Consider the following 22530-nt stretch of genomic DNA (forward strand, 5'->3'; position numbering starts at 1 on the left):
ACTACCTTGTAAAGATGCATTACGGAACTTGAAATGGGTACGTATTATGCTGATGCGCCGGCGGGGAAGCACCTTCCTAGTGGATCAGGGCAAGCAGGATGCCCACCCCGACAAACAGGACGCCGAACACCCTGCTCAGGACCAGTTGGCCGCGTTCCGTGCTGGTGAAGCGCTGGAATGACCGGGCTGCCGCGGCGAAGAAGAACCACATCACCAAAATGTCGATGGCCACAATGGTGGCCGTCAGCACGGCGTACTGGGTGAACAGGGGCTGCTCAGGCCGGATGAACTGGGGGGTGAAGGCGAGGAAGAACACGATCGCCTTCGGGTTCAGGAGGTTGACCCAGAAGCCGCGCCTGAAGATGGACCAGGCGGGTTCGTTGCGGAGGGTGGCGGCCTGCTCCTGGGCCACACTGGGTTTGCTGAGGAACTGGCGGATGCCCAGGTACACCAGGTAGGCCGCACCGGAATAGCGGATCACGTTGAAGGCAAGGGGCGAGCTGGCAACCAGCACCCCGACGCCCAGGGCGACAATCAGGACGTGCACAACCAGGGCAGCCTGCTGGCCCAGGATTCCCCAGATGGAGCGGCGGAAGCCCGCGTTCAGCGAGTTGCTCATGGTGTTGATGGCCCCGGCGCCCGGGGTGAAGCTGATCAGGGCGCCGGCGCCCGCCAGGGCCAGCCACAGGGAAAATTGCACTAAACAATATTACCGGGGTGGAACTACGTGCTCCTCACCAAAGGGTCGTGACCGGTGGGAAGGCCTGGAGATGTTCGTCGGCGGTGACAAGCGTGAACCCTTCCACCATGGCTTGGGCGGCGAGGGTCCGGTCAAAGGGATCTTTGTGGTCCCATTCCAGCTGTCCTGCCGCGAGTGCGTGTTGTGCGCTGATGCCAAGCTCCGAGGCGTACAGGTGGGCAATTTGCCGTTGGAAGCTGGGGACGATCGCAGCACCGGAAGGAAGCTTTCCCTGCCGGTGCTTGTAGGACAGCTCATAGGCTGTCACTGGCGAAACGAAGACCTGGTTTTCAAGTTTCGTGATCGCATTCCTGGCTTTGGATGAGAGCCTCCTGGGCTCGGCGATCGACCAAAGGAACACATGGGTGTCCAGCAGCAGCCGTGTCACTCGACAACTCCCATCTCCTCGTCAGTCCACGGCTCGTAGAACCCGTCGGGGATGTGGAGCGGGCCAAGGAAGCCCAGTTCCCGTTTCTGGGGACGCTCAATTTTCACGAGCCTGGCAACCGGCCTGCCGGCCTTGGCGATGACAACGTCCTCACCCCTCTCCACTTGGTTCAACAGCTCGGAAAGGCGGGTTTTGGCCTCTTGGACGTTGTACTGTCCCATGTTGACCAAGTCTAGTTGGTCAACCTCTACCGCATAAGGCTCGGCCCAGTATTCGTTGTCACCGTAATAGGTCATCACCTGACGTTATTGGCCACGGACATGCCGCAATAGCCGTGCCTCACGCTATGTGGACAGCCGGGAATCAGGCCCGCGCGATGACCTCGCCGTTGGGAATCAGGAACCAGCCGTCGTCCGTGGATCCCCAGCGGTGCCAGCCGGCCGAAATGCGGGCAAGGTCCGCAGGGTTGGCGAATCCGTACTCCAGCGCCTGCTCGGCGAAGGCCGAATGCAGCACGCGCTCACCCCAGACGCGCGCCTGCCAGCGGCGCTGCTGCGCCGTGGCATAAAGCCAGTTGCTGCTGGTGGGCGCGACGTCGGTGAACCCTGCAGCCTGCGCCCAGCTGACCAGCCGCCGCCCGGCGTCAGGCTCGGCTCCGTTGCGGCGGGCGATCCGTTGGTAAAGGTCCATCCACTCGTCCAGTTCTGGAATGTCCGGGTACCAGCTCATGCCATGGAAGTCGGCGTCGCGCACGGCCACGATGCCCCCCGGCTTCGCCACGCGCCGCATCTCCCGGAGTGCCTCGACGGGGTCGGTCAGGTGCTGGAGCACCTGGTGGGCGTGGACGACGTCGAACGTTTCGTTGGCAAAGTCCAGGTCGTAGATATTGCCCGCCACGAATTCGGCGTTGGGAACAACGCGTTCGACGGCGAGTGCCTGGGCCTGGGCGATGATGTCCGGCGAGCGGTCCAGGCCGGTGACCTTGCCGGGGCTGACCAGGGCGGCGAAGTCGCAGGTGATGGTTCCCGGTCCGCAGCCGACATCGAGCAGGGTTGACCCGGGTTTGAGGTAGGGGAGGACGAACCCAGCGGAATTTTCGGCGGTCCTGGCGGCATGGGCGCGGACCACCGATTCGTGGTGGCCGTGCGTGTAAACGTCGTCTTCAGGCTGTTGCGCACTCATAACCAAACGCTACTCCCCGCACGTGGCCCTTACCCGGATTCGGTCCTTGCCGCAACGGTTGCTTCGATCATCGCTGTCATGAAGCGCGTGACGGTTTCCAGTTCCTCCTCGGAAAAGCGTCCGATGGCGCTGCCCATGTGCTGTGCCAGCGGAGCGAAGATCGCGCCGCCCTCCTGGAAGGCTTTAGGGGTCATCTTCAGCTGGACCTGCCGCCGGTCCGTGCTGTGGCGTTCCCTTACTACATGCCCGGAACTGTCCAGCCGGTCGATCAGGGCGGTAGTGGCGGGAGAACTGAGGTTCAGTTCCTTCCGCAGCAGCCCGGGCGTTACCACGTTGCCCCTGGCGGTATGGCGCATGATCACGGCCAGGGCGTTCATGTCCGTGCGGTGCATATCCTTGCGGTCCCCGGCGGCATCTACATACCGGTTCGCTTCAAGGGTGAACTCCTGCAGGATCCGGAGCAGCGGATGGCCGGACTGCGGCCCTGCCTGGTCGGAGGGGGGTGTGCCGGGAGCACTGTCGCCTGCCATTTCCACCTCCCGACTGCTGGTCCTGCGTCCGGTTTTGTCCGTGCGTACTGACGGATATTACTCCAGGGCTGGTGATCCCCCGGCGCTGGGGGCCTTCGCTGGGTGGGAGCCACGAGCTGAGCGAAGAACAAAAAGCTTGACTGGCACTTATGTCTATCATGGAGATAATCTATGCTGGAACAAATCGTACTCCCCAAGCTCACCGTGGAAGGCATCATGAAACGCACGAAAGTTGGCAGGGAACGGGTCCCGTTCTGGCTGCGCTGCCTCATCCCTGTTGTCCTTGTGCTCACGTGGCTCGGACTTGCCGGGGTTGGCGGTCCCACATTCGGCCGCCTGGAAGAGGTTTCATCCAATGACCAGGCATCCTTCCTGCCCGCCAGCGCCGAGGCCACGGAGGCGCAGGACTGGCAGGCCAAGTTCCGCGACTCGGACGAGGTACCCGGCATCATCGTCATCGAAAAGAACGAGGCCTTCACTCCCCAGCAGCTGGGCGGACTGGCCGCCCTGAAAGCCGACCTCGAAGACCTCAAGCTGGGCAGCAGCGTCATCGGCCCGATTCCGTCCAAGGATGCCAAGGCTGTCCAGTTCGTGGTCCCCGTCGGATCGTCGGCAGAAGTCAAGGATGCCGTCAAGGAACTCCGCGACACCGTGAAGGAAGCCGTGCCTGAGGGGGCCCAGACCTTCGTGACCGGCCCGGCCGGGCTTGCGGCAGACCTTACCGCGGCATTCGGCGGCATCGACGGCATCCTCCTGCTCGTGGCCCTGTCCGCCGTGTTTGTGATCCTCCTGATCGTCTACCGGTCCCTGCTGCTGCCCATCATGGTGCTGCTGACCTCGGTATTTGCCCTGTGCGCGGCCATCCTGCTGGTGTTCGGCATGGCGAAGGCGGGCTGGATCCAGCTCAACGGCCAAAGCCAGGGCATCCTCTCCATCCTGGTGATCGGCGCCGCCACGGACTACGCCCTGCTGTTCGTGGCCCGCTTCCGCGAAGCGCTTACCCACACCACCAACCGCACGGCAGGCGTCCTGACCGCCTGGAAAGCGTCCTTCGAGCCGATCCTTGCGTCCGGGGCCACTGTGATCATTGCGCTGCTGTGCCTGCTCTTCTCAGACCTGAACTCCAACAAGGCACTGGGCCCGGTTGCCGCCGCAGGCATCCTGTGTGCCCTGTTCGCCGCGCTGACCCTGCTGCCCGCGCTGATGGCACTGTTCGGCCGGGCCGCGTTCTGGCCCTTCCGGCCCAAGCTCCTCCCTGCGGACCAGCGCGAACCCGAACTGGTCACCGGCCTGGAAGGCCAGAAGGGCCTGTGGCGGGCCACCGGTTCGCTGGTTTCACGGCGGCCCAGGACCGTCTGGGTTGCCTCGGTCCTCCTGCTCCTCATAGCCGCCGGCGGCCTGTTCCAGCTGAAAGCCAACGGCGTGCCGCAGACGGACGTCATCCTCACCGCCTCCAATGCGGTGGACGGCCAGGACGCCCTGGCCCGCCACTTCAACGCAGGCAGCGGCAGCCCCGCCGTCGTGGTTGCAGACCAGGGCAAGGCAGCGGAGGTACTGGACAAGGTGAAAGCGGACGACGGCGTGGGCGAGGCCTACCTGCTGGCGAAGGGCGGCGTGCCCATCACCGGAGCCCCGGGCGCTCCCGCCGCACCGGATGTCCGGGACGGGAAGGTGCTTATCAACGCCACGCTCAAGAATGCCGCTGACTCGCTGGAGGCGGAAGAAACCATCAAGGCCCTGCGCACCGGGGTCAAGGCCGTTGACCCCGGCGCCCTGGTGGGTGGCGTGACAGCCACTGCACTGGACACCAACACCACGGCCCAGCACGACCTGGTGGTCATCATCCCGGTGGTCCTGGTGGTGATCCTCTTCATCCTGATGCTGCTGCTCCGCTCCATCGTGGCCCCGGTCCTGCTGGTGCTTTCTGTGGTGGTGTCCTACGCGGCTGCGCTGGGAGTGTCCGCCTTCGTGTTCAACAACTTCTTCGCCTTCCCGGGAGCGGACGCCACGGTTCCGCTGTTCGGCTTCGTCTTCCTGGTGGCCCTGGGCGTGGACTACAACATCTTCCTGATGAGCCGGGTCCGGGAGGAATCGCTCAAGCACGGCACCCGGCCAGGCATCCTGCGCGGCCTCGGCGTGACCGGCGGCGTCATCACCTCGGCCGGCGTGGTGCTGGCCGCGACATTCGCCGCCCTCGGCGTCATCCCCATCATGTTCCTGGTGCAGCTGGCCTTCATCGTGGCGTTCGGCGTCCTGCTGGACACCGTGCTGGTGCGCTCGCTGCTGGTGCCCGCCCTTGCCTATGACATCGGGCCGAAGATCTGGTGGCCCGGCAAGCTGGGGCGGACCGACGGCGGGACTGCAGTGCAGCCGCGGGAGCCCGGCGCCGAACCGCTGGCGGAGGTCCCCACCCGCTAGTCCCTAACCCTGCTGCCGCCACCACTCCACGGTGGCGGCAGCTGCCGTTTGGAGGGGGGTTGGGCTGACCCCGAGCGCAGCCTGGGAGGCCCTCGAGTCCATCACGAAAGGCCGTTCGAACTGGTATGCCGTCTCTGCCAGCTCACGCGCATCGGTCGAGAAAATCTGCGCTGCCCGGAGTGCCCAGCCCGGCAGGACGCGCACTTTGGGGGAGGGCCGTCCGGCCGCTTTGGCGAAGGCATCGACCAGTTCCCGCTGGGTGAGCGCGGGCCCGGTGGGAGCGTGCCACACAGAATTCCAGGCGGACGGCCTGTCGGCTGCTGCGATCATGGCGCTGGCCAGGTCCGGCACGTAGGTAAACGAGTGCGGTTGGCCGGCGCTTCCCATCACGCTGACGTTCTTTCCGGCAAGGATAGGAGCCACCATGCGCTCGCCGGCGTGCGCCATCCGGACCCGCGGGCCGAAGAAGTCGCCGGCCACCACGCTTACCGTGGGCGTGGCTGAGTCCTCGCGGGCCTGCAGCAGTTCCGTCCGCACGCCCCGCTTGCCCGCGGTGGCCCGGCGTGGGCTGCCCTCGGCCATCACGCTGTCCGGCTCGCTGTAGGAGTAGAGGCTTTCGGGGAAGACGACGACGGCCCCCACCTCCTGCGCCACGCTGAGTACCGCCTGCTCGGCGGCCGGGAGCTCTGCCCTCCATGCAGCGGCGGTGTACGCCGATCCGTGGATGCAGTGGAAGACGGCTTTGGCGCCGGCGAAAACCGTCCGGAGCTTTGCGGGGTCCTTCGCGTTTCCCTTGATGCGCTCAATCAGCGGGTGTTCAGGCCCGCTGCCCGATCGGGTCAGGATGCGCACCTGGCGTCCCTGTTCGGCCAGCTGTTCTGCGACCGTCCACCCCACCGGTCCCGCTCCGGTCACCACATATAGGTCAGGCACTTCCGTCTCCTTTTCAGTCAGTGAGAGCAGTGCTCTCGAAAACCAGAATGCTCGTCGTGAGTGGCAAAGTCAAGAGCACTGCTCTCTTTTGTTGCTACCGCTCTTGCTTGTGGCATGCTGGAGCCATGGATGACGCCCCCGCGAGGACCTCCGACCAACCCCGGCCCCTGACGCCCCGGCAGCGGGCCAGGACCCGGACGGTGGCGGATATTGTCCGCCTGGGCCGTCGGCATCTGGCAACGCATGGTGCGGCGGCGCTTTCCCTGCGAGCCGTGGCAAGGGACCTGGGAGTAGTGTCCTCCGCCGTCTACCGCTACGTGGAGAGCCGGGACGAGCTGCTCACGCTGCTGCTTATCGATGCCTTCGGTGAGCTCGGCGATGAGGTGGATGCCGCCGTAGCGGCAGTGCCGGAGGGGGGCCACACTGCCCGCTTCCTGGCACTCGGGCGGGCCGTCCGGGTTTGGGCGTTGCGTGAGCCGGCCAGCTACGCGCTCCTCTTCGGCAGTCCGGTTCCCGGCTACAACGCTCCGGCCGAGCGCACCACCGGGCCGGGCACCCGCGTCATCCTCGCATTGATCAGCATTCTGGACGCTGCCTGCCGCGACGGCATGCTATCGGTTCCCGCCGGCGGATCGCTGGAGTTGCCCCCTGCCCTCGCTGCCGATTTGGCGGCCATCCGCTCGGGGTTTGGACTGGCCGTCCCGGAGGAGTTGGTGGCGCGGGGCGTCCTGGTATGGAGCTCCCTCTTCGGTGCCGTGAGCTTCGAGGTGTTCAACCAGTACGGCCCGGACACTTTCACGGCCCCCGCCGAGCTCTTCGAGCACCATCTTGCCGTCCTCGCGGGTGTCGCCGGACTGCCGGCGCAGGCCCCCTGATACGGCAGCCAAAGCCCTGTTGGTGCGCCCGCCCCGTCGGTAGACTGCCAGTGCGCCCGCATGGACGCGGAGCCTCGAAGGAGAGATGCACCATGACTGAGAATCCTGAAGTTGCAGCCGAGGAGCCCCGCGAGGGCAGCAGCGCCCCCGGACTTGAAGGGGAAGGCGGGCAGTACGTGGACGGCGACTACGGCAACGCCGGCACGATCAACGAGCCCGACCGCGGTGCGGCGGACGGCGAATACGAGGAAGGCGACTACGGCGACGCCGGCGCCACGGGCGGGGCCAGGACGGAGAATGCCATCCGTGAAGGTCTCACAGACGGCCAGGTGCAGGGCACCGCAGAAGAGCGTGGCCCGCTTCACGGCGACCGGGATACGGAGCGGTGAAGCAGCCCGGCGCAACCGTTCTCCCATAGCGAACTGGCCCGCCGCCGTCGTAATCCTGCGCCCGGAGGCCTGGAATGACAAGGAATCCCGGGCCTCCCACCTATCACCGCACGCAAAGTTGAGTGAACTCCGCTCAACTTTGGATTGACATCGTTGGCGCCCTGAGTAAAGTTGAGTGCAGAACGCTCAATACTTAGGGCGCCAACCAGTTTCCAAGAAAAGAAGGAAGCAACACATGTCACGTGCAGTAGGTATCGACCTCGGAACCACCAACTCCGTCGTCTCCGTTCTCGAAGGTGGCGAGCCCACCGTTATTGCCAACGCCGAGGGTGGCCGCACCACGCCGTCGGTCGTTGCATTCTCCAAGTCCGGCGAGGTCCTGGTTGGCGAGATCGCCAAGCGCCAGGCCGTCAACAACATCGACCGCACCATCGCCTCGGTCAAGCGCCACATGGGCACCGGCTGGACCGTCGCCATCGACGACAAGAAGTACACCCCGCAGGAAATCTCCGCGCGTATCCTCATGAAGCTGAAGAACGACGCCGAGTCCTACCTGGGTGAAAAGGTCACCGACGCGGTCATCACCGTCCCGGCGTACTTCAACGACGCCGAGCGCCAGGCCACCAAGGAAGCCGGCGAGATCGCAGGCCTGAACGTCCTGCGCATCGTCAACGAACCCACCGCTGCTGCCCTGGCCTACGGCCTGGACAAGGGCAAGGAAGACGAACTCATCCTGGTGTTCGACCTCGGTGGCGGTACCTTCGACGTCTCCCTGCTGGAAGTGGGCAAGGACGAAGACAACTTCTCCACCATCCAGGTCCGCGCCACCGCCGGTGACAACCGCCTCGGCGGCGATGACTGGGACCAGCGGGTTGTTGACTACCTGCTGAACCAGCTCAAGGTGAAGGGCATCGACCTCTCCAAGGACAAGATCGCCCTTCAGCGCCTGCGCGAAGCAGCCGAGCAGGCCAAGAAGGAACTCTCCTCCTCGTCCAGCACCAACGTCTCCCTCCAGTACCTGTCCGTCACGCCCGACGGCCCGGTCCACCTGGACGAGCAGCTGACCCGCGCCAAGTTCCAGGACCTCACCAAGGACCTGCTGGAGCGCACCAAGAAGCCGTTCCACGACGTCATCAAGGAAGCCGGCATCAAGCTTTTCGACATCAACCACATCGTTCTCGTTGGCGGTTCCACCCGTATGCCCGCCGTGTCCGAGCTGGTCAAGGAACTGGCCGGCGGCAAGGAGCCGAACAAGGGCGTCAACCCTGACGAGGTCGTCGCCGTTGGCGCGGCCCTGCAGGCCGGTGTGCTGAAGGGTGAGCGCAAGGACGTCCTCCTGATCGACGTCACCCCGCTGTCCCTCGGCATCGAGACCAAGGGTGGCGTCATGACGCACCTGATCGAACGCAACACCGCCATCCCCACCAAGCGGTCCGAGACCTTCACTACCGCTGACGACAACCAGCCGTCCGTGGCCATCCAGGTCTTCCAGGGCGAACGCGAGTTCACCCGGGACAACAAGCCGCTGGGCACGTTCGAGCTGACCGGCATCGCCCCGGCTCCGCGCGGCGTTCCGCAGGTTGAGGTCACTTTCGACATCGACGCCAACGGCATCGTCCACGTCTCCGCGAAGGACAAGGGCACCGGCAAGGAACAGTCCATGACCATCACCGGTGGTTCCAGCCTCTCCAAGGAAGACATCGACCGCATGGTCCGTGACGCCGAGGAACACGCCGCAGAGGACAAGGCCCGCCGCGAGGCGACCGACACCCGCAACACCGCCGAGCAGCTGGCCTACTCCGTGGACAAGCTGATCGCCGACAACGCGGACAAGCTGCCCGAGGAGGTCAAGACCGAGGTCCAGGCCGACGTCGACAGCCTCAAGAAGGCCCTCGAAGGCACCGACGACGCCGCGGTGAAGTCCGCGTTCGAGAAGCTGCAGGCTTCCCAGACCAAGCTCGGCGAGGCCATCTACTCCCAGGCCGGTTCCCCGGACGGCGCAGGCGCTCCCGGCGCTGAGGGTGCCGCTGGAGCTTCGGCAGGTTCCTCCGACGAGGACATCGTCGACGCCGAGATCATCGACGAAGACGAAGCGAAGAAGTAAACCATGCCGCACCACGGTAACGAGGAAGAGCACAACGCATCTGCCGGCCAGCAGAACACGCAGGGCAACGGGCAGGAGCCGGTCATCCGGGACAACCGCAAGGTTGACCCCGTGACCGGCCAGGCCCGGCACCCCGAGGGCGGCCAGTCCGCCCCGGGAGCCGGGTCCCAGGCCGGGGCAGCGGATTCCGACGGCGACGCGCTGGCCCAGGCCGAGGAGATTCTCAACGGCGTGGACGTGCCCGCCGAGGAATCCGTGGCCCAGGGGGCTCCGGCAGGGGCGGGCGGCAACGCCGAGGCAGCCGAACTGCGCAACGACCTGCTCCGCCTCCAGGCTGAGTACGTCAACTACCGCAAGCGCGTTGAACGCGACCGCGCCGTGGCAGGGGAAATGGCCGTCATCGGCGTCCTGAACTCCCTGCTCCCGGTCCTGGACGATGTCGACGCCGCCCGGCAGCACGGAGACCTGACCGACGGTCCCTTCGCCGCGATCGCCACCAAACTGGAGAACGCGTTGAAGACCTACGGCCTGGTCCGCATCAACGAGACCGGCGTGGAGTTTGATCCCACCATCCACGAGGCCCTGATCCAGCAGCCCGGCGAAGACATCGAGGCTGACACCGTCAGCCAGGTACTCCGCTCAGGCTACAAATCAGGAGACCGCGTCCTCCGCGCAGCCCAGGTCATCGTCGCGGTTCCGGCTTAATCCGGTTAGCCGCTCACGTCGCGCCGAACGGATAAGGGGCCCCGACCCTACGCGTGGCGGCTTGGTCCTACGGACCTAAGCCGCCACGCTTCGGCAGGCCCGAAGCCACTCCCGGGCCCCTTATCCGTCCGTCGCTCACCCGTCGTGTCACCTAAGGTGAGATGACCACAAGCTCGGAGCGCTGCATGGGCCCCGGGAGTGGCATCGGGCCTATCGGAGCCGGGTGGCTGGGGATCGCAGATCCCTGCCACCCGGCGTAGGGGCGGGGGCCCATGCAGCGTGTAGAGCTTTAGTAAGTACAAGAAAGGAAACGCCATTGGCTAGCCAGGATTGGGTGGACAAGGACTTTTACAAGATCCTTGGTGTTGCCAAGGACGCTTCCGAAGCCGATATCAAGAAGGCCTACCGGAAGCTTGCGCGGCAGCACCACCCTGATACGAATGCGGGGAACGCTGCTTCCGAGAAGAAGTTCAAGGACATCTCCGAGGCTTATTCGGTGCTTTCGGATCCCGATGAGCGCCAGCAGTACGACGCCATCCGGGCCATGGGCAGCGGGGCCCGGTTTGCTCCGGGCGGCGCCGCCGGCGGCAACGGCGGGTTCGAGGACATGTTCGGCGGCCTCTTCACCGGCAACACCGGACGCCACGCGGGCGGGTTCAACCCTGCCGGTGGCGGCATCCCGCCTGAGTTCGCAGATCTTTTCGGCGGCTTTGGTGGTGCACCCGGCTTCCAGCGCACACCGCAGAAGGGCGCCGACCGTACCGCGACCACGAGCATTTCCTTTGCCGGTTCCATCCGTGGGACCACCATCGGGTTGCGCGAGCCCAGCGGCGAAGTCATTGATGTCAGGGTTCCGGCCGGCATCAAGGACGGCCAGAAGGTCCGCGTGCGCGGCAAGGGCCAGCCCAGTGCCGCCGGCAACGGTGACCTGGTGGTGTCCGTCTCCGTCCAACCCCACGCCTTCTACACGCGCGACGGCGACAACCTCCGCATCCACGTACCTGTCTCCTTCCCGGAGGCTGCTTTGGGAGCAGACATCGAAGTCCCCACCATCGACGGCGACACGGTGAAGGTGCGCGTTCCGGCGGGTACGCCGTCGGGCCGCACGCTGCGGGTCAAGGGCAAAGGGGTGAAGACGTCCAAGGCCACCGGCGACCTGCTGGTGACCATCGACGTCGCGGTTCCCAAGAATCTCAACAAGGATGCCGAAGCTGCGGTCAAGGCATTCGCCGAGGCAACGTCGTCGGCGGATGTCCGTGGAGGCCTGGCGGCCAAGGCCCGGCTCTAGGAGCGGAGGTGAGCCGTGGACATCAGCGCTGACCAGCCGATCTTCGTGATCTCCGTGGCGGCCGAGCTGGCGGATATGCACCCGCAAACCCTGCGGCAGTACGACAGGCTCGGCATCGTCAAGCCCAGCCGGGCCCCTGGCAAGTCCCGGCGCTACTCGCAGCGTGACGTAAACATGCTGCGGGAAGTGCAGCGGCTGTCCCACGAAGGTGTGTCGCTGGAGGGGATCAAGCGCATCCTGGAGCTTGAAAACCAGGTGGCCGCCCTCCAAAGCCGGGTCTCGGAACTCACCGAGGAACTCGGGCGCCGTCCAAGGGCGGTGGACTCCCGGATTTTTGCTGCCGGGGCAGCCGGTGACGTGGTGAGCCTGGCCCGCGGGCAGCGGCCCCGGCCGAGGTCCCAGGCCGTCATGCTGTGGCGGCCCCGGGCGCTCGGGCAGTAAACAGCCCCGGCTGTAAGTACCGCATTCCTGCGTTCGGCGAAACTAGAGTACCCACTACTCGTGACGGAAAAGCCCCCTGAAACTTGAATGGAACCATCGCCGGTCAGCGGCGGTGTTCCGCAAGTTCTGGGGGTTTTCCGTGTTTAAAGTTTTCAGCAAAGGTCTCAACAGCAAGGCCCGGCCGTGAGCCCGGGGATGGCAGCCGTGGCTGCCTTCAGCGGCTCGCTGCCGGGCCAGGTCCTGCTCGCCATCGGGCAAACCATTGTGGTGGTGTGCGTCTGCTTCGACATGGTCCGCGAGTTGTCCGTCCCGAGGTCGCACCGGCGCTACGTGGCCAGCACAGTGTTCCGGACGTTGGCCATCCCATCGATCATGGCCAACGCGCTGACCGTTTTCATCGCCCTGGTGGTGTCGTCCTGGGTGGATGTGGTGATGGGCATGTTCGTGCTGGTAGCCATCGTCTTCCGGTTCCACTACAACAAGGACGAGGACAACTGGTGGAAGGGGAAGGGCAAGAAGCTCGCCCGTTGGGCCCGGCGGCAGTTCGCCGGGCGGACGTCCGCGGCCCCGGCCATGGGGTAGCAACGGAAGCAACAAGACGGGGGCCCTGCATGCCTGTCGGCTTGCAGGGCCCCCGCCGCTGGATGCCCGGTCAGCCGTTGATGACCTGCGGGACGCCGAGCGCCTTGAGGCCTTCGACGCCGAACTCCACGCCATAGCCGGACTGCTTGGCCCCACCAAAGGGAATGCGCGGGTCAACGGCGCCGTGCCGGTTGATCCATACCGTGCCGGCCTGGATGCGGGCTGCGACTTCCCGGGCAGCGGCGAGGTCCGGGGACCAGACGGAGGCACCCAGTCCGACGTCGAGCCCGTTGGCCTTTTCCACCGCTTCATCGATGGTGCTATAGCGGATGATGGGCAGGGCAGGGCCGAACTGTTCTTCGGCCACCAGCGGGTTGTCGTTGTCGATGTCGGCCACGAGGGTGGTGGGGTAGAAGTAGCCGGGCTGGCCGGTGTCCGGGTTGCCGCCGAGGAGGACGCGTGCCCCGGAAGCCTTCGCTGCCTCCACAAGGCTGGCCACAATGTCGTACTGGGCCTTGTTCTGCAGCGGGCCCAGGACGTTGTTCTCGTCCAGTCCGTTGCCCATGGGCATGGCCTTGGCGACGGCGGTAAGTTCGTCGCACACGGCGTCGTAGATGCTGTCGTGGACGTAGAGGCGCTTGAGGGCTGCGCAGGTCTGGCCGGTGTTCAGGAACGCGCCCCAGAAAATGTCCTGGGCGATGGCCTTGGGGTCGGCGTCCGGCAGGACGATGCCGGCATCGTTTCCACCCAGTTCCAGCGTGAGCCGCTTTACGGTCTCTGCCGAGGACCTGATGATTGCCTTGCCTGTGGCTGTGGAACCCGTAAACATCACCTTCCCTACGGAAGGGTGCGAGGCAAGTGCTTCGCCTACATCGCGGCCCCCTGAGACCACGGTGAGGAGTCCGCCCGGGAGTTCTCCGTTGATGGTTTCGACGAGGGCGAGCACGCTGAGTGGGGTGTACTCCGACGGCTTGACCACCACCGCGTTGCCCATCCGCAGGGCCGGGGCGAGCTGCCAGACGGCGATCATCATGGGCCAGTTCCACGGGCCGATCGCGCCTACGACGCCGATGGGCCGGTAGTGCAGTTCGGCGCGGGTTTCGCCGTCGTCCACAATCGTTTCCGGTTCCAACGGCAGGCCGGCGGTGGCGCGGAGCCAGGCAACGCATGCGCCGACTTCAAAACGGGCATTGGGGCCGTTGAGAGTTTTGCCCTGCTCGCGGGAGAGCAGTTGGGCGAGTTCCTCGGCGGAGCGTTCGACGGCGTCTGCTGCTTTCAGGAGCGCGGCCGACCGGGCCTCGTGGCCCAGGGCGGCCCAGGTGGGCTGGGCGGCGACGGCAGCGGCCACGGCACTTTCCAGGTATTCGAGGTCATGGATGGGGGCTTCGCCCACGGCTTCACCTGTTGCCGGGTCAAAGATGGTCCGGCCGGTGCCGGCAGCGGGGGCAATGGACGCGAGGAGCGCATCATAGGTTTCCAACGGATACTCCACTTCGAGTAGGCAAGGACGCCAGCCGGACGGCGTAGCGGGTTACCCCAAGTGTGGTGTGCACCCTGCCCCGGGCTCTTGTCTTTGTGCGCAGGACAGTTGCGCTGGAGCGAAGGCCCATCCATTCAGACTGGCCCACTTTTCACAGCCCTATCCACGGTGGGGCCGCTTGCTTACGGAGCGCCGTCCCCAGAAGTGGGCCATTGTGCACACTGGAAGCCTGCCGAACTCTTGTGAAAGCGCTTTCCATCTGCTTGAATCGATTCATCTTCGGGACGGCGCCGAACTCTGCCCACCAAGCTGGGGTGGCTGGGCGTCAGGGAACCCGGGTACGCCATGAATCGACATACAAGGGAGTACTGTCCGTGAAAAACTCGAAGCGTCTAGCCGTTGCCGTTGCCGTCGCCGGTGCCTGCGTGATGGGGGCCTTGGGCGTCACAGCCCCCGCTGACGCGGCCCCGGTGGACCGCACCCAGGATTCCGCCCTGTCAGTGCTGAGCGCCCTCAAGCCGCCATCCCCGGATTCCCATACCTATTTCATCTCGCCGGGCGGAAGTGACAGCAACCCGGGCACCCGGGACGCCCCCTTCAAAACGCTGATGAAGGCACAGTCAGCGGCGGCAGCGGGAGACGTGGTCTACATCCGCGGCGGCACCTACAACCAGTTCGAAATACCCGAAACCAACAACCCGTTCGAAGACGTCTATCACTACGTCAATGACATCAACAAGAGCGGGATCACCTATTCCGCGTACCCGGGGGACGGCCGACCTGTCTTTGATTTCAGCAACGTGCCCACCGACCAGCGCGTCGCTGCGTTCTACGTGGAAACACAGGTGGCCGACGTGAACTTTGTTGGATTCGATGTAACCGGCGTCAAGGTTGGTGACCAAAAGCAATCCGAGGCCTTCAGGATTGCCGGCGGTGCCAACTTCGTGAACATGACCGCCCGTGACAACGAAGCGATCGGCTTCTACTACACGATGGACGGAACCGGGGTTGTACTGAACAGCGATGCGTACAACAACATTGGGCCCACCGCGAAGTCAGCGGGCAATACGGACGGGTTCGGTGCCCACGCAAAGAACGTGTGGTTCATCAATGACCGGGCATGGCACAACAGCGACGACGGCTTCGACAGCATCACCTCGGAAGGGCGGGTTGCCTACATCAACGACTGGTCCTTCGGCCACCACGGCAACCAGAACGGTGTGGGCGACCAGAACGGGTTCAAAGTTGGGGGATACGCGTACCGGACTGCCGGACTTCCCCAGCCCATTCCGCTCCACACGGTCATCAACTCCCTGGCTGCAGATAACGGCGCCAACAACTTCTACGCCAACCACCAGCCGGGCCAGTCGGCCTATTGGATCAACAACACTGCTTACAAGCCGGGGTACGGCGCCAACTTCAACATGCTGGAGCGCGTCAGCCCCACCAGCGCAGACAACATTGCCGGGTACCGGGAAGTCCTGCACAACAACGTGGCCTATTCTGGCGCGTTGACGTCGAACGACAACACTCCGGCAGAAAACGAGACAAACAACTCGTGGACCATCAACGGCGGTCTTGATGTGACCGCCGGGGACTTCGAGAGCCTCGACATGCAGCAGCTGGCCGCTCCCAGAAAGGCCGACGGCTCCCTCCCGGATGTGTCGTTCATGAAGCCTGCGACCGGCAGCGTGCTGCAGAAGAACGGCCTCGGCTATCTTGCGGATAAGGGCGATCCCTATGCAACCCTGCAGAAGCTCGTAACTGTTTACGCCAGCTCGGGTGACATTGACAACCCTGGCCTGAGGGACAGCCTCGTGAACAAACTCCAGAACCATGAACTGGAAGCTTTCATCCAGGAACTGCAGGCCCAGTCGCAGAAGCACATCAGTGAATATGCCGCCGATACGTTGATGCTCGTGGCGAACACGTTGACACGCTAGGCGTATCACCGCAGGTTCCACAAAGCTGGCCGGGACGCACCCTACATGTGTACCGGCCAGCCCGCCGCCTTAGAGAGGCAAGGTCAATAGCTGGCCGACGCACCGCCGTCGCCCGGTTTGATGTACTTGGCGGCGAGGGCTTCGGAGCCGCGGGCCAGGAGGGCGACGTCGGCGCCCACCAGGATGAAGTCGGCCCCGTGGTGGAGGTAGTGCTGGGCGGTGTCCGGGTTGAAGGCGTTGACCCCGGCGGGTTTGCCGGCCGCTTTGGCAGCTGAGAGGCAGTGTTCGACGCCGGCACGCACCTCGGGGTGTTCCTGCTGTCCAAGCAGGCCCATGGAGGCGGCGAGGTCGGACGGGCCGACAAAGACCGCGTCCACCCCGTCCACCTTGAGGATGTCCTCCACGGCCTCCACGGCGGAGGTCGATTCGACCTGGACGGTGACGCTGATGGTGTCGTTGGCCCGGGCCAAATAGTCGGGGACCCGGTTCCAGCGTGCGGCGCGGGCCAGCGCCGAGCCCACGCCGCGGACACCATGCGGCGGGTAGCGGGTGGCAGCCACGGCGGCCTCAGCCTCGGCGACGGAATTGACCATGGGGATCAGCAGGTTCTGCACGCCGAGGTCAAGGTACTGCTTGATCACCACGGTGTCGTTCACGGGCGGACGGACCAGCGTGTGGATCGGATAGCCGTGGACCGCCTGGAGCTGGGCGAGGATGGATTCGAGCCCGTTGGGGCTGTGCTCGGCGTCCACCAGGAGCCAGTCCAGGCCCGACCCGGCGCAGAGTTCGGCGATCAGCGGGCTGCCGGAACACACCCACATGCCGGCCAGCGGACGGTCCGCCGCGGCGAGGGCGGAGCGGAACGTGTCCTCTATTCGAAACGGCATGTCACACTCCCCAGGGGTCCGTAGTCAGCATGGACGGTATCACCCTTGTAGACCCACATGGGGCGGGTGAAGGACCCGGCCAGGATGATGTCCCCGGCCTTGAGCGCGTCACCGTGGGCAGCGATCTTGTTGGCCAGCCAGTGGACCCCGTTGGCCGGGTGGTCCAGCACACCGGCGGCCACACCGGTTTCCTCCACAGTCTGGTTCTTGTAGAGGATCGCGGAGACCCAGCGCAGGTCCACGGCGTCCGGTTTCACCGGGTTGCCGCCGATCACCATGGCACCCATCGCGGCGTTGTCGGAAATGGTGTCCACGATGGTCCGGCCCTCCATCTCAATCCTGGAATCCAGGATCTCAAGCGCCGGAACCACGTAGTCAGTGGCCTTCAGGACATCGAAGATGGTGACGCCGGGGCCCTTGAGCCCGTCCTTGAGGACGAACGCCAGTTCCACCTCCACCCGTGGATGGGTGTACTGGTCCCACTGAACCGAGCAGCCGGTCTCCAGCACCATGTCGTCAAAGATGGCGCCGTAGTCCGGTTCGGTGATGCCGGTGGCGGCCTGCATCGCCTTGGACGTGAGGCCGATCTTGCGCCCCACCAGGGTCCGGCCGGCGTCCTCGTTCCGGCGGCGCCACAACTGCTGCACCGCGTAGGAGTCCTCAACCGTCATGTCCGGATACCGTGCCGTCAGGCGGGGGACAGGGGTGCGGGTCCGGCCTGCTTCCATCAGCTCATCCGCGATGGCCTCAATCGTCTTCGGCTCCAGCATCTGTTAGACCTGCACTCCCAGCTTGAAGCCTTCCGCAGCTTCACCCTCGGGTTTCCGGGTGTAGGAGAAGCCGTCGGCGCCCACGGTGACGGCCATTTCGGACTTTTCCTCGCGGACGATGACCGGCTGCGGGTTTCCGTCCAGGTCCAGTACCAGGGAGGCTTCGGTGTACCAGGACGGGACCACGGGGTTGCCCCACCAGTCGCGGCGCTGGTTGTCGTGGACGTCCCAGGTGATGGTGGGGTTGTCCGGGTCGCCGGTGTAGTAGTCCTGGGTGTAGATCTCGATGCGGTGGCCGTCCGGGTCCAGGATGTAGAGGTAGAACGCGTTGGACACCCCGTGCCGGCCGGGCCCGCGCTCAATCCGGTCGCTGATGCGCAGGGCGCCCATCTTGTCGCAGATCTGGATGATGTTGTGCTTTTCGTGGGTGGCGAACGCGACGTGGTGCATGCGCGGGCCGTTGCCGCCGGTCAGGGCGGTGTCGTGGACGGTCTGCTTGCGGTGCATCCACGCCGCGTAGGTGACGCCGTCGGCATCCTTGATGTCCTCGGAGACGCGGAAGCCCAGGTCCTCCAGGTACGCCCGGCCCTTCGGGACGTCGGGGGTGACCTGGTTGAAGTGGTCCAGGCGGACCAGCTCCCCGGCAGAGTAGAGGTCGTAGCGCTGGGTGAGGCGTTCCACGTGCTCCACGTCGTAGAAGAACTCGTAGGGGAAGCCCAGCGGGTCCTCCACGCGGACGGAGTCGCCGACGCCCTTGGTGAAGCCTTCCTTGCGGCGCTCCACCCGGCAGCCGAGTTCCCGGTAGTAGGCCTCGGCGGCGTCCACCTCGGCGGGGGACTTCACCCGGTAGGCGAACGCGGCGACGGCGGCGACCGGTCCCTTGCGGAGCACCAGGTTGTGGTGGATGAACTCCTCAAGGGAACGCAGGTAGATGTTGTTTTCGTCCTCTTCGGTGACGTGCAGGCCCAGGACGTCCACGTAGAACTCACGGGACCTGGCGAGGTCCGTGACCACGATTTCCATGTAGGCGCAGCGGACGATGTCCGGCGCCGGGGCGGTGGGGGTGGGAACGAAGTCGGTCATTGGATTCTCTCTTCTTTGAAAGGGGCCGCAGGCGCTTAGGCGCCGAATTTGGGGGTGTGGACGGAACCGAGCGTGATGTGCACGGCCTGCTGGTCGGTGTAGAAGTCGATGGAGCGGTAGCCGCCCTCGTGGCCCAGTCCGGAGGCCTTGACCCCGCCGAACGGGGTACGGAGGTCCCGGACGTTGTGGCTGTTCAGCCACACCATGCCGGCTTCAACGTTCTGGGAGAAGTTGTGCGCCCGGGTCAGGTTCTGCGTCCAAATGTAGGCGGCCAGACCGTACTTGGTGTTGTTCGCGAGGGCCAGGGCCTCGTCGTCGTTCTCGAACGGGCTGATGGCCACAACGGGACCGAAGATTTCCTCCTGGAAGATCCGGGCATCAGGCGCGACGTCGGCAAACACCGTGGGTGCGATGTAGTTGCCTTCCGGGAGGTGGCTGGGGCGGCCGCCGCCGGCCAGGAGCCGGCCTTCGGTCTTGCCGATCTCCACATAGGAGGCCACCTTCTCGTAGTGCTCGGGGTGGACCAGGGCGCCCACTTGGGTCTTGGGATCGTGCGGGTCGCCCACCACGATGTTCTTGGCCCGGGCCGCGTACTTCCCGCAGAACTCGTCGTAGATGGAACGCTCAACCAGGATGCGGGAGCCCGCGGTGCAGCGTTCACCGTTGAGGGAAAAGACCCCGAACAGGGCGGAGTCGATTGCAGCGTCCAGGTCGGCGTCCGCAAATACCACGCACGGGGACTTGCCGCCGAGCTCCATGGAGAGGCCCTTGAGGTTGGTGGCGGCGTTGCGGAAGATCGTCTGGCCGGTGGTGGTTTCCCCGGTGAAGGAGATCAGCGGGACGTCCGGGTGCTTGACCAGGGCGTCGCCGGCTTCCTCGCCCAGGCCGTTGACCAGGTTGAAGACACCGTCCGGAAGGCCGGCTTCCTTGAAGATGGTGGCCCACAGCGAGGCGGAGAGCGGGGTGAACTCGGCGGGCTTGAGGACCACGGTGTTGCCGGTGGCCAGGGCCGGTGCCAGCTTCCAGGATTCGAGCATGAACGGGGTGTTCCACGGCGTGATGAGGCCTGCGACGCCGATGGGCTTGCGGTTCACGTAGTTGATCTGCGATCCGGGGACCTTCATGGCGTCATCGAACTGGGCCACGATCAGGTCCGCGAAGAAGCGGAAGTTCTCCGCCGCGCGGAGGGCCTGGCCCTTGGCCTGGGTGATGGGCAGGCCGGTGTCGAAGGTTTCCAATTCGGCGAGCCGTGCTTCCTGGGCCTCGACGGCGTCGGCAATCCTGTTCAGGATGCGGGCACGCTCGCGGGGCTTCATCTTCGGCCACGGGCCTTTGGTGAACGCTTCGCGGGCCGCGGCGACGGCGAGGTCGATGTCCTCTTTCTGGCCTGCGGCGGCGGTGGCGTAGTTCCGGTTGGACACCGGGTCCAGGACGTCGAAGGTTTTGCCGCCCACGGAGTCAACGAACTGGCCGTTGATGTAGTGCTGGATGTGGGTGGGCAGGTCCTGCGGCACGTAATGCGTGGCGGTCTGTTCTGCAGTGAACGTCATTGTTGTTTCCTTACTGCTTTGTAACGGATCTGGGCGTGAGGCCTCGGGGAGCGTCAGATGTTCTTGGCCTGGGCCAGGTACGCGTCCAGGGTGGCGGAGCGGTGGAGCCGGGCGGCTTTTTCGATCTGCTCTGCGTCGGCTCCGGTTTCGATAAGCTTCAGCAGGTTTTCGTGTTCCTCGACCGAGTCGCGCGCGCGGCCGGGGACAAAGCGGAACGTCGAGGACCGTATTGCTGCCAGCCGGTTCCAGCCGCGATGCACCAGGTCCAGGATGTGCGGGTTGGGGCAGTGCTCGAACAGGACGCTGTGGAAGTCCTGGTTGAGTTGGGTGAACCGGACGGGATCGAAGTGGTCCAGGCACTCCCGCATGTCTTCGTTCACGGCGCGGGCCCGGGCCACCGCCGCGGGATCGATCAGCGGGGCGGACAGCGCGGTGGCGGCGCCTTCCACGATGCTGAGGGTCTGCATTGTGTAGAGGTATTCGGTGGGGTCGATCCCGGCCACGGTTGCGCCCACGTTGCGTTCGAACGTCACCAGGCCTTCGGCCTCGAGCCTTCGGATGGCTTCGCGGACGGGGACCACGCTGACGCCGAGGTCCTTCGCGATGCTGCCGAGGACCAGCCGGTAGCCGGGCGTGTAGGTGCCTTCCACGATCCGGGCCTTGACGGACTGGTACGCCTGCTCGGACTTGCTGCCGGCGGCGGCAGCGGAGAGGTCAGCGACGGCCTCAGTCATTGGAGTTGCCTGCCCATTCCTTGTACCGCGCCTGCCACTCGGAATTCATGGGGTAGAGGCCATCCACGCTGTTGCCTTGCTTGACCATCTCGAAGATGAAGGTTTCCTCCTTCTCCTGCTGGATGCAGTCCTCCACCAGTTCTTCGGCGATGGCCGGCGGGATCACCAGGATGCCGTCGGAATCCGCCACGATGACGTCGCCGGGCTGCACTGTGGCCCCGCCGCAGGCGATGGTGATGTCTGTGTCCCACGGGATGTGGCGGCGGCCCAGCACCGCGGGGTGGGGATTCGCGAAGTAGGTTGGCATGTCCAGCCCGGCCACGGCGGTATAGTCACGGACGCCGCCGTCGGTGATGATGGCCGCGGCGCCCCGGACCTGGGCACGGAGGGCCAGGATGTCGCCCACGGTGCCGGTGCCTTTTTCGCCCCGGGCCTCCATGACCAGGATTTCACCTTCATTGACGGAATCGATGGCCTTCTTCTGGGCGTTGAAGCCGCCGCCGTGGGTCTTGAAGAGGTCTTCACGGTTGGGGACGTAGCGGAGGGTCCGGGCCAGCCCGACGACGCGGCGGTCCGGACGGGTGGCCTGCAGCCCGTCGATGCTCACGTTGTTCAGCCCGCGCTTGCGCATCTGGGAGGACAGCGTGGCGGTGGCAACGGACTCCAGCTTGGCTTTCAGCTCCGGGGTCAGGACAGGGCCGACGGCGGCCAGCCCCGCCGCTTCCCGGGAACCGTAGGCTTCCTCCCGCTGCAGGTCATCAACCTTGGGCCGGGCACCAAAGTCCGCAAACGCCGTCGTGCCTTCCTCAACCGTGGTGACCAGCCGCCCGGTGGACAGGCCGCCGTCGAGCGTCTGCACTTCCACTTCCAGCACGTCACCCGGTTTCGCGACCGAGGCCCCGGCGGGGGTGCCGGTGAGGATGATGTCACCTTCCTCGAGCGTGAGGAGCTGGGAGAGGTCCGCGACGAGCCGGGCGAACGGGAAGAGCAGGTCTTCGGTGGTGTCTTCCTGGACCAGGTCCCCGTTGTGCCAGGTGCGGATGCGCAGTCTGGCGGGGTCTACGGCGTCTGCCGGAATCAGTGCCGGGCCCACGGGGGTGAACCCGTCACCGCCCTTGGACCGGAGGTTGGAGCCCTTGTCCGCCCAGCGCAGGTCATAGACGCCGAGATCGTTGCTGGCGGTAACGGCCGCCACGTGTCTCCACGCGTCCTCGATCGAAACGCGGCGGGCAGCCTTGCCGATGACCAAAGCAATCTCGCCTTCGTAGCCGAGGAGCTCGCAACCGGCAGGACGTTCTACTGCGCTGCCGCTCAGGGAGAGCGATGACGAAGGCTTGAGGAAGTAGGACGGCTGGGCGGGGGTGCGGCCGCGCTGGGCAGCCCGGCTGGGGTAGTTGATGTGCACTGCGATCACCTTGCGTGCCGCCGCCAGGGTGTCGCCGTTGACCTGCTCCAAAGCCTTCTCCTCATCAGGTACGAAATCGTATACGATGACTATCACCCATCCCG

22 protein-coding genes are annotated in these 22530 nt (G+C 65.3%); 9 read left to right on the forward strand and 13 right to left on the reverse strand.

Features of this window, described 5'->3' with window-relative positions:
- Positions 1 to 76: 76 nt before the first annotated feature.
- From J7I84_RS05590 to J7I84_RS05610, 5 genes are all read right to left on the reverse strand, one after another.
- Entirely contained in the window at positions 77 to 700 is a 624-nt protein-coding gene (locus J7I84_RS05590; protein WP_214941750.1) for a LysE family transporter, read from the reverse strand.
- Between the two features lie 34 nt (positions 701 to 734).
- Entirely contained in the window at positions 735 to 1127 is a 393-nt protein-coding gene (locus J7I84_RS05595) for a type II toxin-antitoxin system VapC family toxin (RefSeq protein ID WP_214941754.1), read from the reverse strand.
- A complete protein-coding gene (locus J7I84_RS05600; protein WP_311381073.1) occupies positions 1124 to 1423 on the reverse strand; it encodes a type II toxin-antitoxin system prevent-host-death family antitoxin in 300 nt (99 codons plus the stop codon). The genes J7I84_RS05595 and J7I84_RS05600 overlap by 4 nt, the downstream gene beginning before the upstream one ends.
- A 67-nt stretch (positions 1424 to 1490) precedes the next feature.
- On the reverse strand, positions 1491 to 2309 hold the full coding sequence (locus tag J7I84_RS05605; RefSeq protein ID WP_214941757.1) for a methyltransferase domain-containing protein: 819 nt from the start codon (positions 2307 to 2309) through the stop codon (positions 1491 to 1493).
- Between the two features lie 29 nt (positions 2310 to 2338).
- Positions 2339 to 2839, reverse strand: coding sequence for a MarR family winged helix-turn-helix transcriptional regulator (locus J7I84_RS05610; RefSeq protein ID WP_214941760.1), 501 nt, complete (start codon positions 2837 to 2839; stop codon positions 2339 to 2341).
- Positions 2840 to 3055: 216 nt separating this feature from the next.
- On the opposite strand from J7I84_RS05610, the gene J7I84_RS05615 reads away from it, so the two are divergent.
- Positions 3056 to 5257: an efflux RND transporter permease subunit gene (locus J7I84_RS05615; protein WP_214941841.1), complete on the forward strand. Its 2202-nt coding sequence runs from the start codon at positions 3056 to 3058 to the stop codon at positions 5255 to 5257.
- A 3-nt stretch (positions 5258 to 5260) separates the two neighbouring features.
- On the opposite strand, the gene J7I84_RS05620 is transcribed toward J7I84_RS05615, so the two are convergent.
- Positions 5261 to 6190: an NAD-dependent epimerase/dehydratase family protein gene (locus J7I84_RS05620; RefSeq protein ID WP_214941763.1), complete on the reverse strand. Its 930-nt coding sequence runs from the start codon at positions 6188 to 6190 to the stop codon at positions 5261 to 5263.
- Between the two features lie 125 nt (positions 6191 to 6315).
- Here J7I84_RS05620 and J7I84_RS05625 point away from each other — a divergent pair, with 125 nt between their 5' ends.
- From J7I84_RS05625 to J7I84_RS05655, 7 genes are all read left to right on the forward strand, one after another.
- Positions 6316 to 7065 (forward strand): TetR/AcrR family transcriptional regulator, encoded by a 750-nt coding sequence (locus J7I84_RS05625; RefSeq protein ID WP_214941767.1) that lies wholly within the window; start codon positions 6316 to 6318, stop codon positions 7063 to 7065.
- A 92-nt stretch (positions 7066 to 7157) separates the two neighbouring features.
- The gene (locus tag J7I84_RS05630) at positions 7158 to 7454 is read left to right on the forward strand and encodes a hypothetical protein (protein ID WP_214941770.1); all 297 of its coding nucleotides are present in this window, start codon (positions 7158 to 7160) and stop codon (positions 7452 to 7454) included.
- A 235-nt stretch (positions 7455 to 7689) separates the two neighbouring features.
- A complete protein-coding gene (gene dnaK, locus J7I84_RS05635) occupies positions 7690 to 9558 on the forward strand; it encodes a molecular chaperone DnaK (protein WP_214941773.1) in 1869 nt (622 codons plus the stop codon).
- A gap of 3 nt (positions 9559 to 9561) precedes the next feature.
- Positions 9562 to 10263: a nucleotide exchange factor GrpE gene (locus J7I84_RS05640; protein WP_214941776.1), complete on the forward strand. Its 702-nt coding sequence runs from the start codon at positions 9562 to 9564 to the stop codon at positions 10261 to 10263.
- 316 nt (positions 10264 to 10579) lie between these two features.
- Complete coding sequence (locus J7I84_RS05645) at positions 10580 to 11551, forward strand: DnaJ C-terminal domain-containing protein (RefSeq protein ID WP_214941779.1); 972 nt, start codon at positions 10580 to 10582, stop codon at positions 11549 to 11551.
- A 15-nt stretch (positions 11552 to 11566) separates the two neighbouring features.
- Positions 11567 to 11992 (forward strand): heat shock protein transcriptional repressor HspR, encoded by a 426-nt coding sequence (locus tag J7I84_RS05650; RefSeq protein ID WP_214941782.1) that lies wholly within the window; start codon positions 11567 to 11569, stop codon positions 11990 to 11992.
- A 195-nt stretch (positions 11993 to 12187) separates the two neighbouring features.
- Entirely contained in the window at positions 12188 to 12574 is a 387-nt protein-coding gene (locus J7I84_RS05655; RefSeq protein WP_214941844.1) for a hypothetical protein, read from the forward strand.
- 70 nt (positions 12575 to 12644) lie between these two features.
- Here J7I84_RS05655 and J7I84_RS05660 read toward each other — a convergent pair whose 3' ends face one another.
- Entirely contained in the window at positions 12645 to 14054 is a 1410-nt protein-coding gene (locus J7I84_RS05660) for an aldehyde dehydrogenase family protein (RefSeq protein ID WP_214941785.1), read from the reverse strand.
- 374 nt (positions 14055 to 14428) lie between these two features.
- Between J7I84_RS05660 and J7I84_RS05665 the strand changes: the two genes are divergently transcribed.
- Complete coding sequence (locus J7I84_RS05665; RefSeq protein WP_214941788.1) at positions 14429 to 15997, forward strand: right-handed parallel beta-helix repeat-containing protein; 1569 nt, start codon at positions 14429 to 14431, stop codon at positions 15995 to 15997.
- A gap of 83 nt (positions 15998 to 16080) precedes the next feature.
- Here J7I84_RS05665 and J7I84_RS05670 read toward each other — a convergent pair whose 3' ends face one another.
- Genes J7I84_RS05670 through J7I84_RS05695 form a run of 6 tightly spaced genes read right to left on the reverse strand, consistent with a single transcriptional unit; the run spans position 16081 to position 22477 of the window.
- Positions 16081 to 16884, reverse strand: a complete 804-nt coding sequence (locus J7I84_RS05670) for an HpcH/HpaI aldolase/citrate lyase family protein (protein WP_214941792.1) — start codon at positions 16882 to 16884, stop codon at positions 16081 to 16083.
- Positions 16869 to 17654 (reverse strand): 2-oxo-hept-4-ene-1,7-dioate hydratase, encoded by a 786-nt coding sequence (gene hpaH / locus J7I84_RS05675; RefSeq protein WP_214941795.1) that lies wholly within the window; start codon positions 17652 to 17654, stop codon positions 16869 to 16871. The genes J7I84_RS05670 and hpaH overlap by 16 nt, the downstream gene beginning before the upstream one ends.
- 3 nt (positions 17655 to 17657) lie before the next feature.
- Complete coding sequence (hpaD, locus tag J7I84_RS05680) at positions 17658 to 18737, reverse strand: 3,4-dihydroxyphenylacetate 2,3-dioxygenase (protein WP_214941798.1); 1080 nt, start codon at positions 18735 to 18737, stop codon at positions 17658 to 17660.
- Between the two features lie 35 nt (positions 18738 to 18772).
- A complete protein-coding gene (hpaE, locus tag J7I84_RS05685; RefSeq protein WP_214941801.1) occupies positions 18773 to 20287 on the reverse strand; it encodes a 5-carboxymethyl-2-hydroxymuconate semialdehyde dehydrogenase in 1515 nt (504 codons plus the stop codon).
- A 53-nt stretch (positions 20288 to 20340) separates the two neighbouring features.
- The gene (locus tag J7I84_RS05690) at positions 20341 to 21021 is read right to left on the reverse strand and encodes a GntR family transcriptional regulator (RefSeq protein WP_214941804.1); all 681 of its coding nucleotides are present in this window, start codon (positions 21019 to 21021) and stop codon (positions 20341 to 20343) included.
- Entirely contained in the window at positions 21014 to 22477 is a 1464-nt protein-coding gene (locus tag J7I84_RS05695; RefSeq protein ID WP_214941847.1) for a fumarylacetoacetate hydrolase family protein, read from the reverse strand. Before J7I84_RS05695 ends, J7I84_RS05690 begins: the two co-directional genes overlap by 8 nt.
- Between the last annotated feature and the right edge of the window lie 53 nt (positions 22478 to 22530).

The sequence above is a fragment of the Arthrobacter sp. ISL-85 genome (assembly GCF_018613675.1).
Taxonomy (GTDB): Bacteria; Actinomycetota; Actinomycetes; order Actinomycetales; family Micrococcaceae; genus Arthrobacter.

What these genes read in the sequence shown, in the direction of transcription:
- J7I84_RS05600 (WP_311381073.1), bottom strand. Translation starts at nt 1,423, where the DNA reads ATGACCTATTACGGTGACAACGAATACTGGGCCGAGCCTTATGCGGTA.
- J7I84_RS05605 (WP_214941757.1), bottom strand. Translation starts at nt 2,309, where the DNA reads ATGAGTGCGCAACAGCCTGAAGACGACGTTTACACGCACGGCCACCAC.
- J7I84_RS05610 (WP_214941760.1), bottom strand. Translation starts at nt 2,839, where the DNA reads ATGGCAGGCGACAGTGCTCCCGGCACACCCCCCTCCGACCAGGCAGGG.
- J7I84_RS05615 (WP_214941841.1), top strand. Translation starts at nt 3,056, where the DNA reads ATGAAACGCACGAAAGTTGGCAGGGAACGGGTCCCGTTCTGGCTGCGC.
- J7I84_RS05625 (WP_214941767.1), top strand. Translation starts at nt 6,316, where the DNA reads ATGGATGACGCCCCCGCGAGGACCTCCGACCAACCCCGGCCCCTGACG.
- J7I84_RS05630 (WP_214941770.1), top strand. Translation starts at nt 7,158, where the DNA reads ATGACTGAGAATCCTGAAGTTGCAGCCGAGGAGCCCCGCGAGGGCAGC.
- dnaK (WP_214941773.1), top strand. Translation starts at nt 7,690, where the DNA reads ATGTCACGTGCAGTAGGTATCGACCTCGGAACCACCAACTCCGTCGTC.
- J7I84_RS05640 (WP_214941776.1), top strand. Translation starts at nt 9,562, where the DNA reads ATGCCGCACCACGGTAACGAGGAAGAGCACAACGCATCTGCCGGCCAG.
- J7I84_RS05655 (WP_214941844.1), top strand. Translation starts at nt 12,188, where the DNA reads ATGGCAGCCGTGGCTGCCTTCAGCGGCTCGCTGCCGGGCCAGGTCCTG.
- J7I84_RS05670 (WP_214941792.1), bottom strand. Translation starts at nt 16,884, where the DNA reads ATGCCGTTTCGAATAGAGGACACGTTCCGCTCCGCCCTCGCCGCGGCG.
- hpaH (WP_214941795.1), bottom strand. Translation starts at nt 17,654, where the DNA reads ATGCTGGAGCCGAAGACGATTGAGGCCATCGCGGATGAGCTGATGGAA.
- hpaD (WP_214941798.1), bottom strand. Translation starts at nt 18,737, where the DNA reads ATGACCGACTTCGTTCCCACCCCCACCGCCCCGGCGCCGGACATCGTC.
- hpaE (WP_214941801.1), bottom strand. Translation starts at nt 20,287, where the DNA reads ATGACGTTCACTGCAGAACAGACCGCCACGCATTACGTGCCGCAGGAC.
- J7I84_RS05690 (WP_214941804.1), bottom strand. Translation starts at nt 21,021, where the DNA reads ATGACTGAGGCCGTCGCTGACCTCTCCGCTGCCGCCGCCGGCAGCAAG.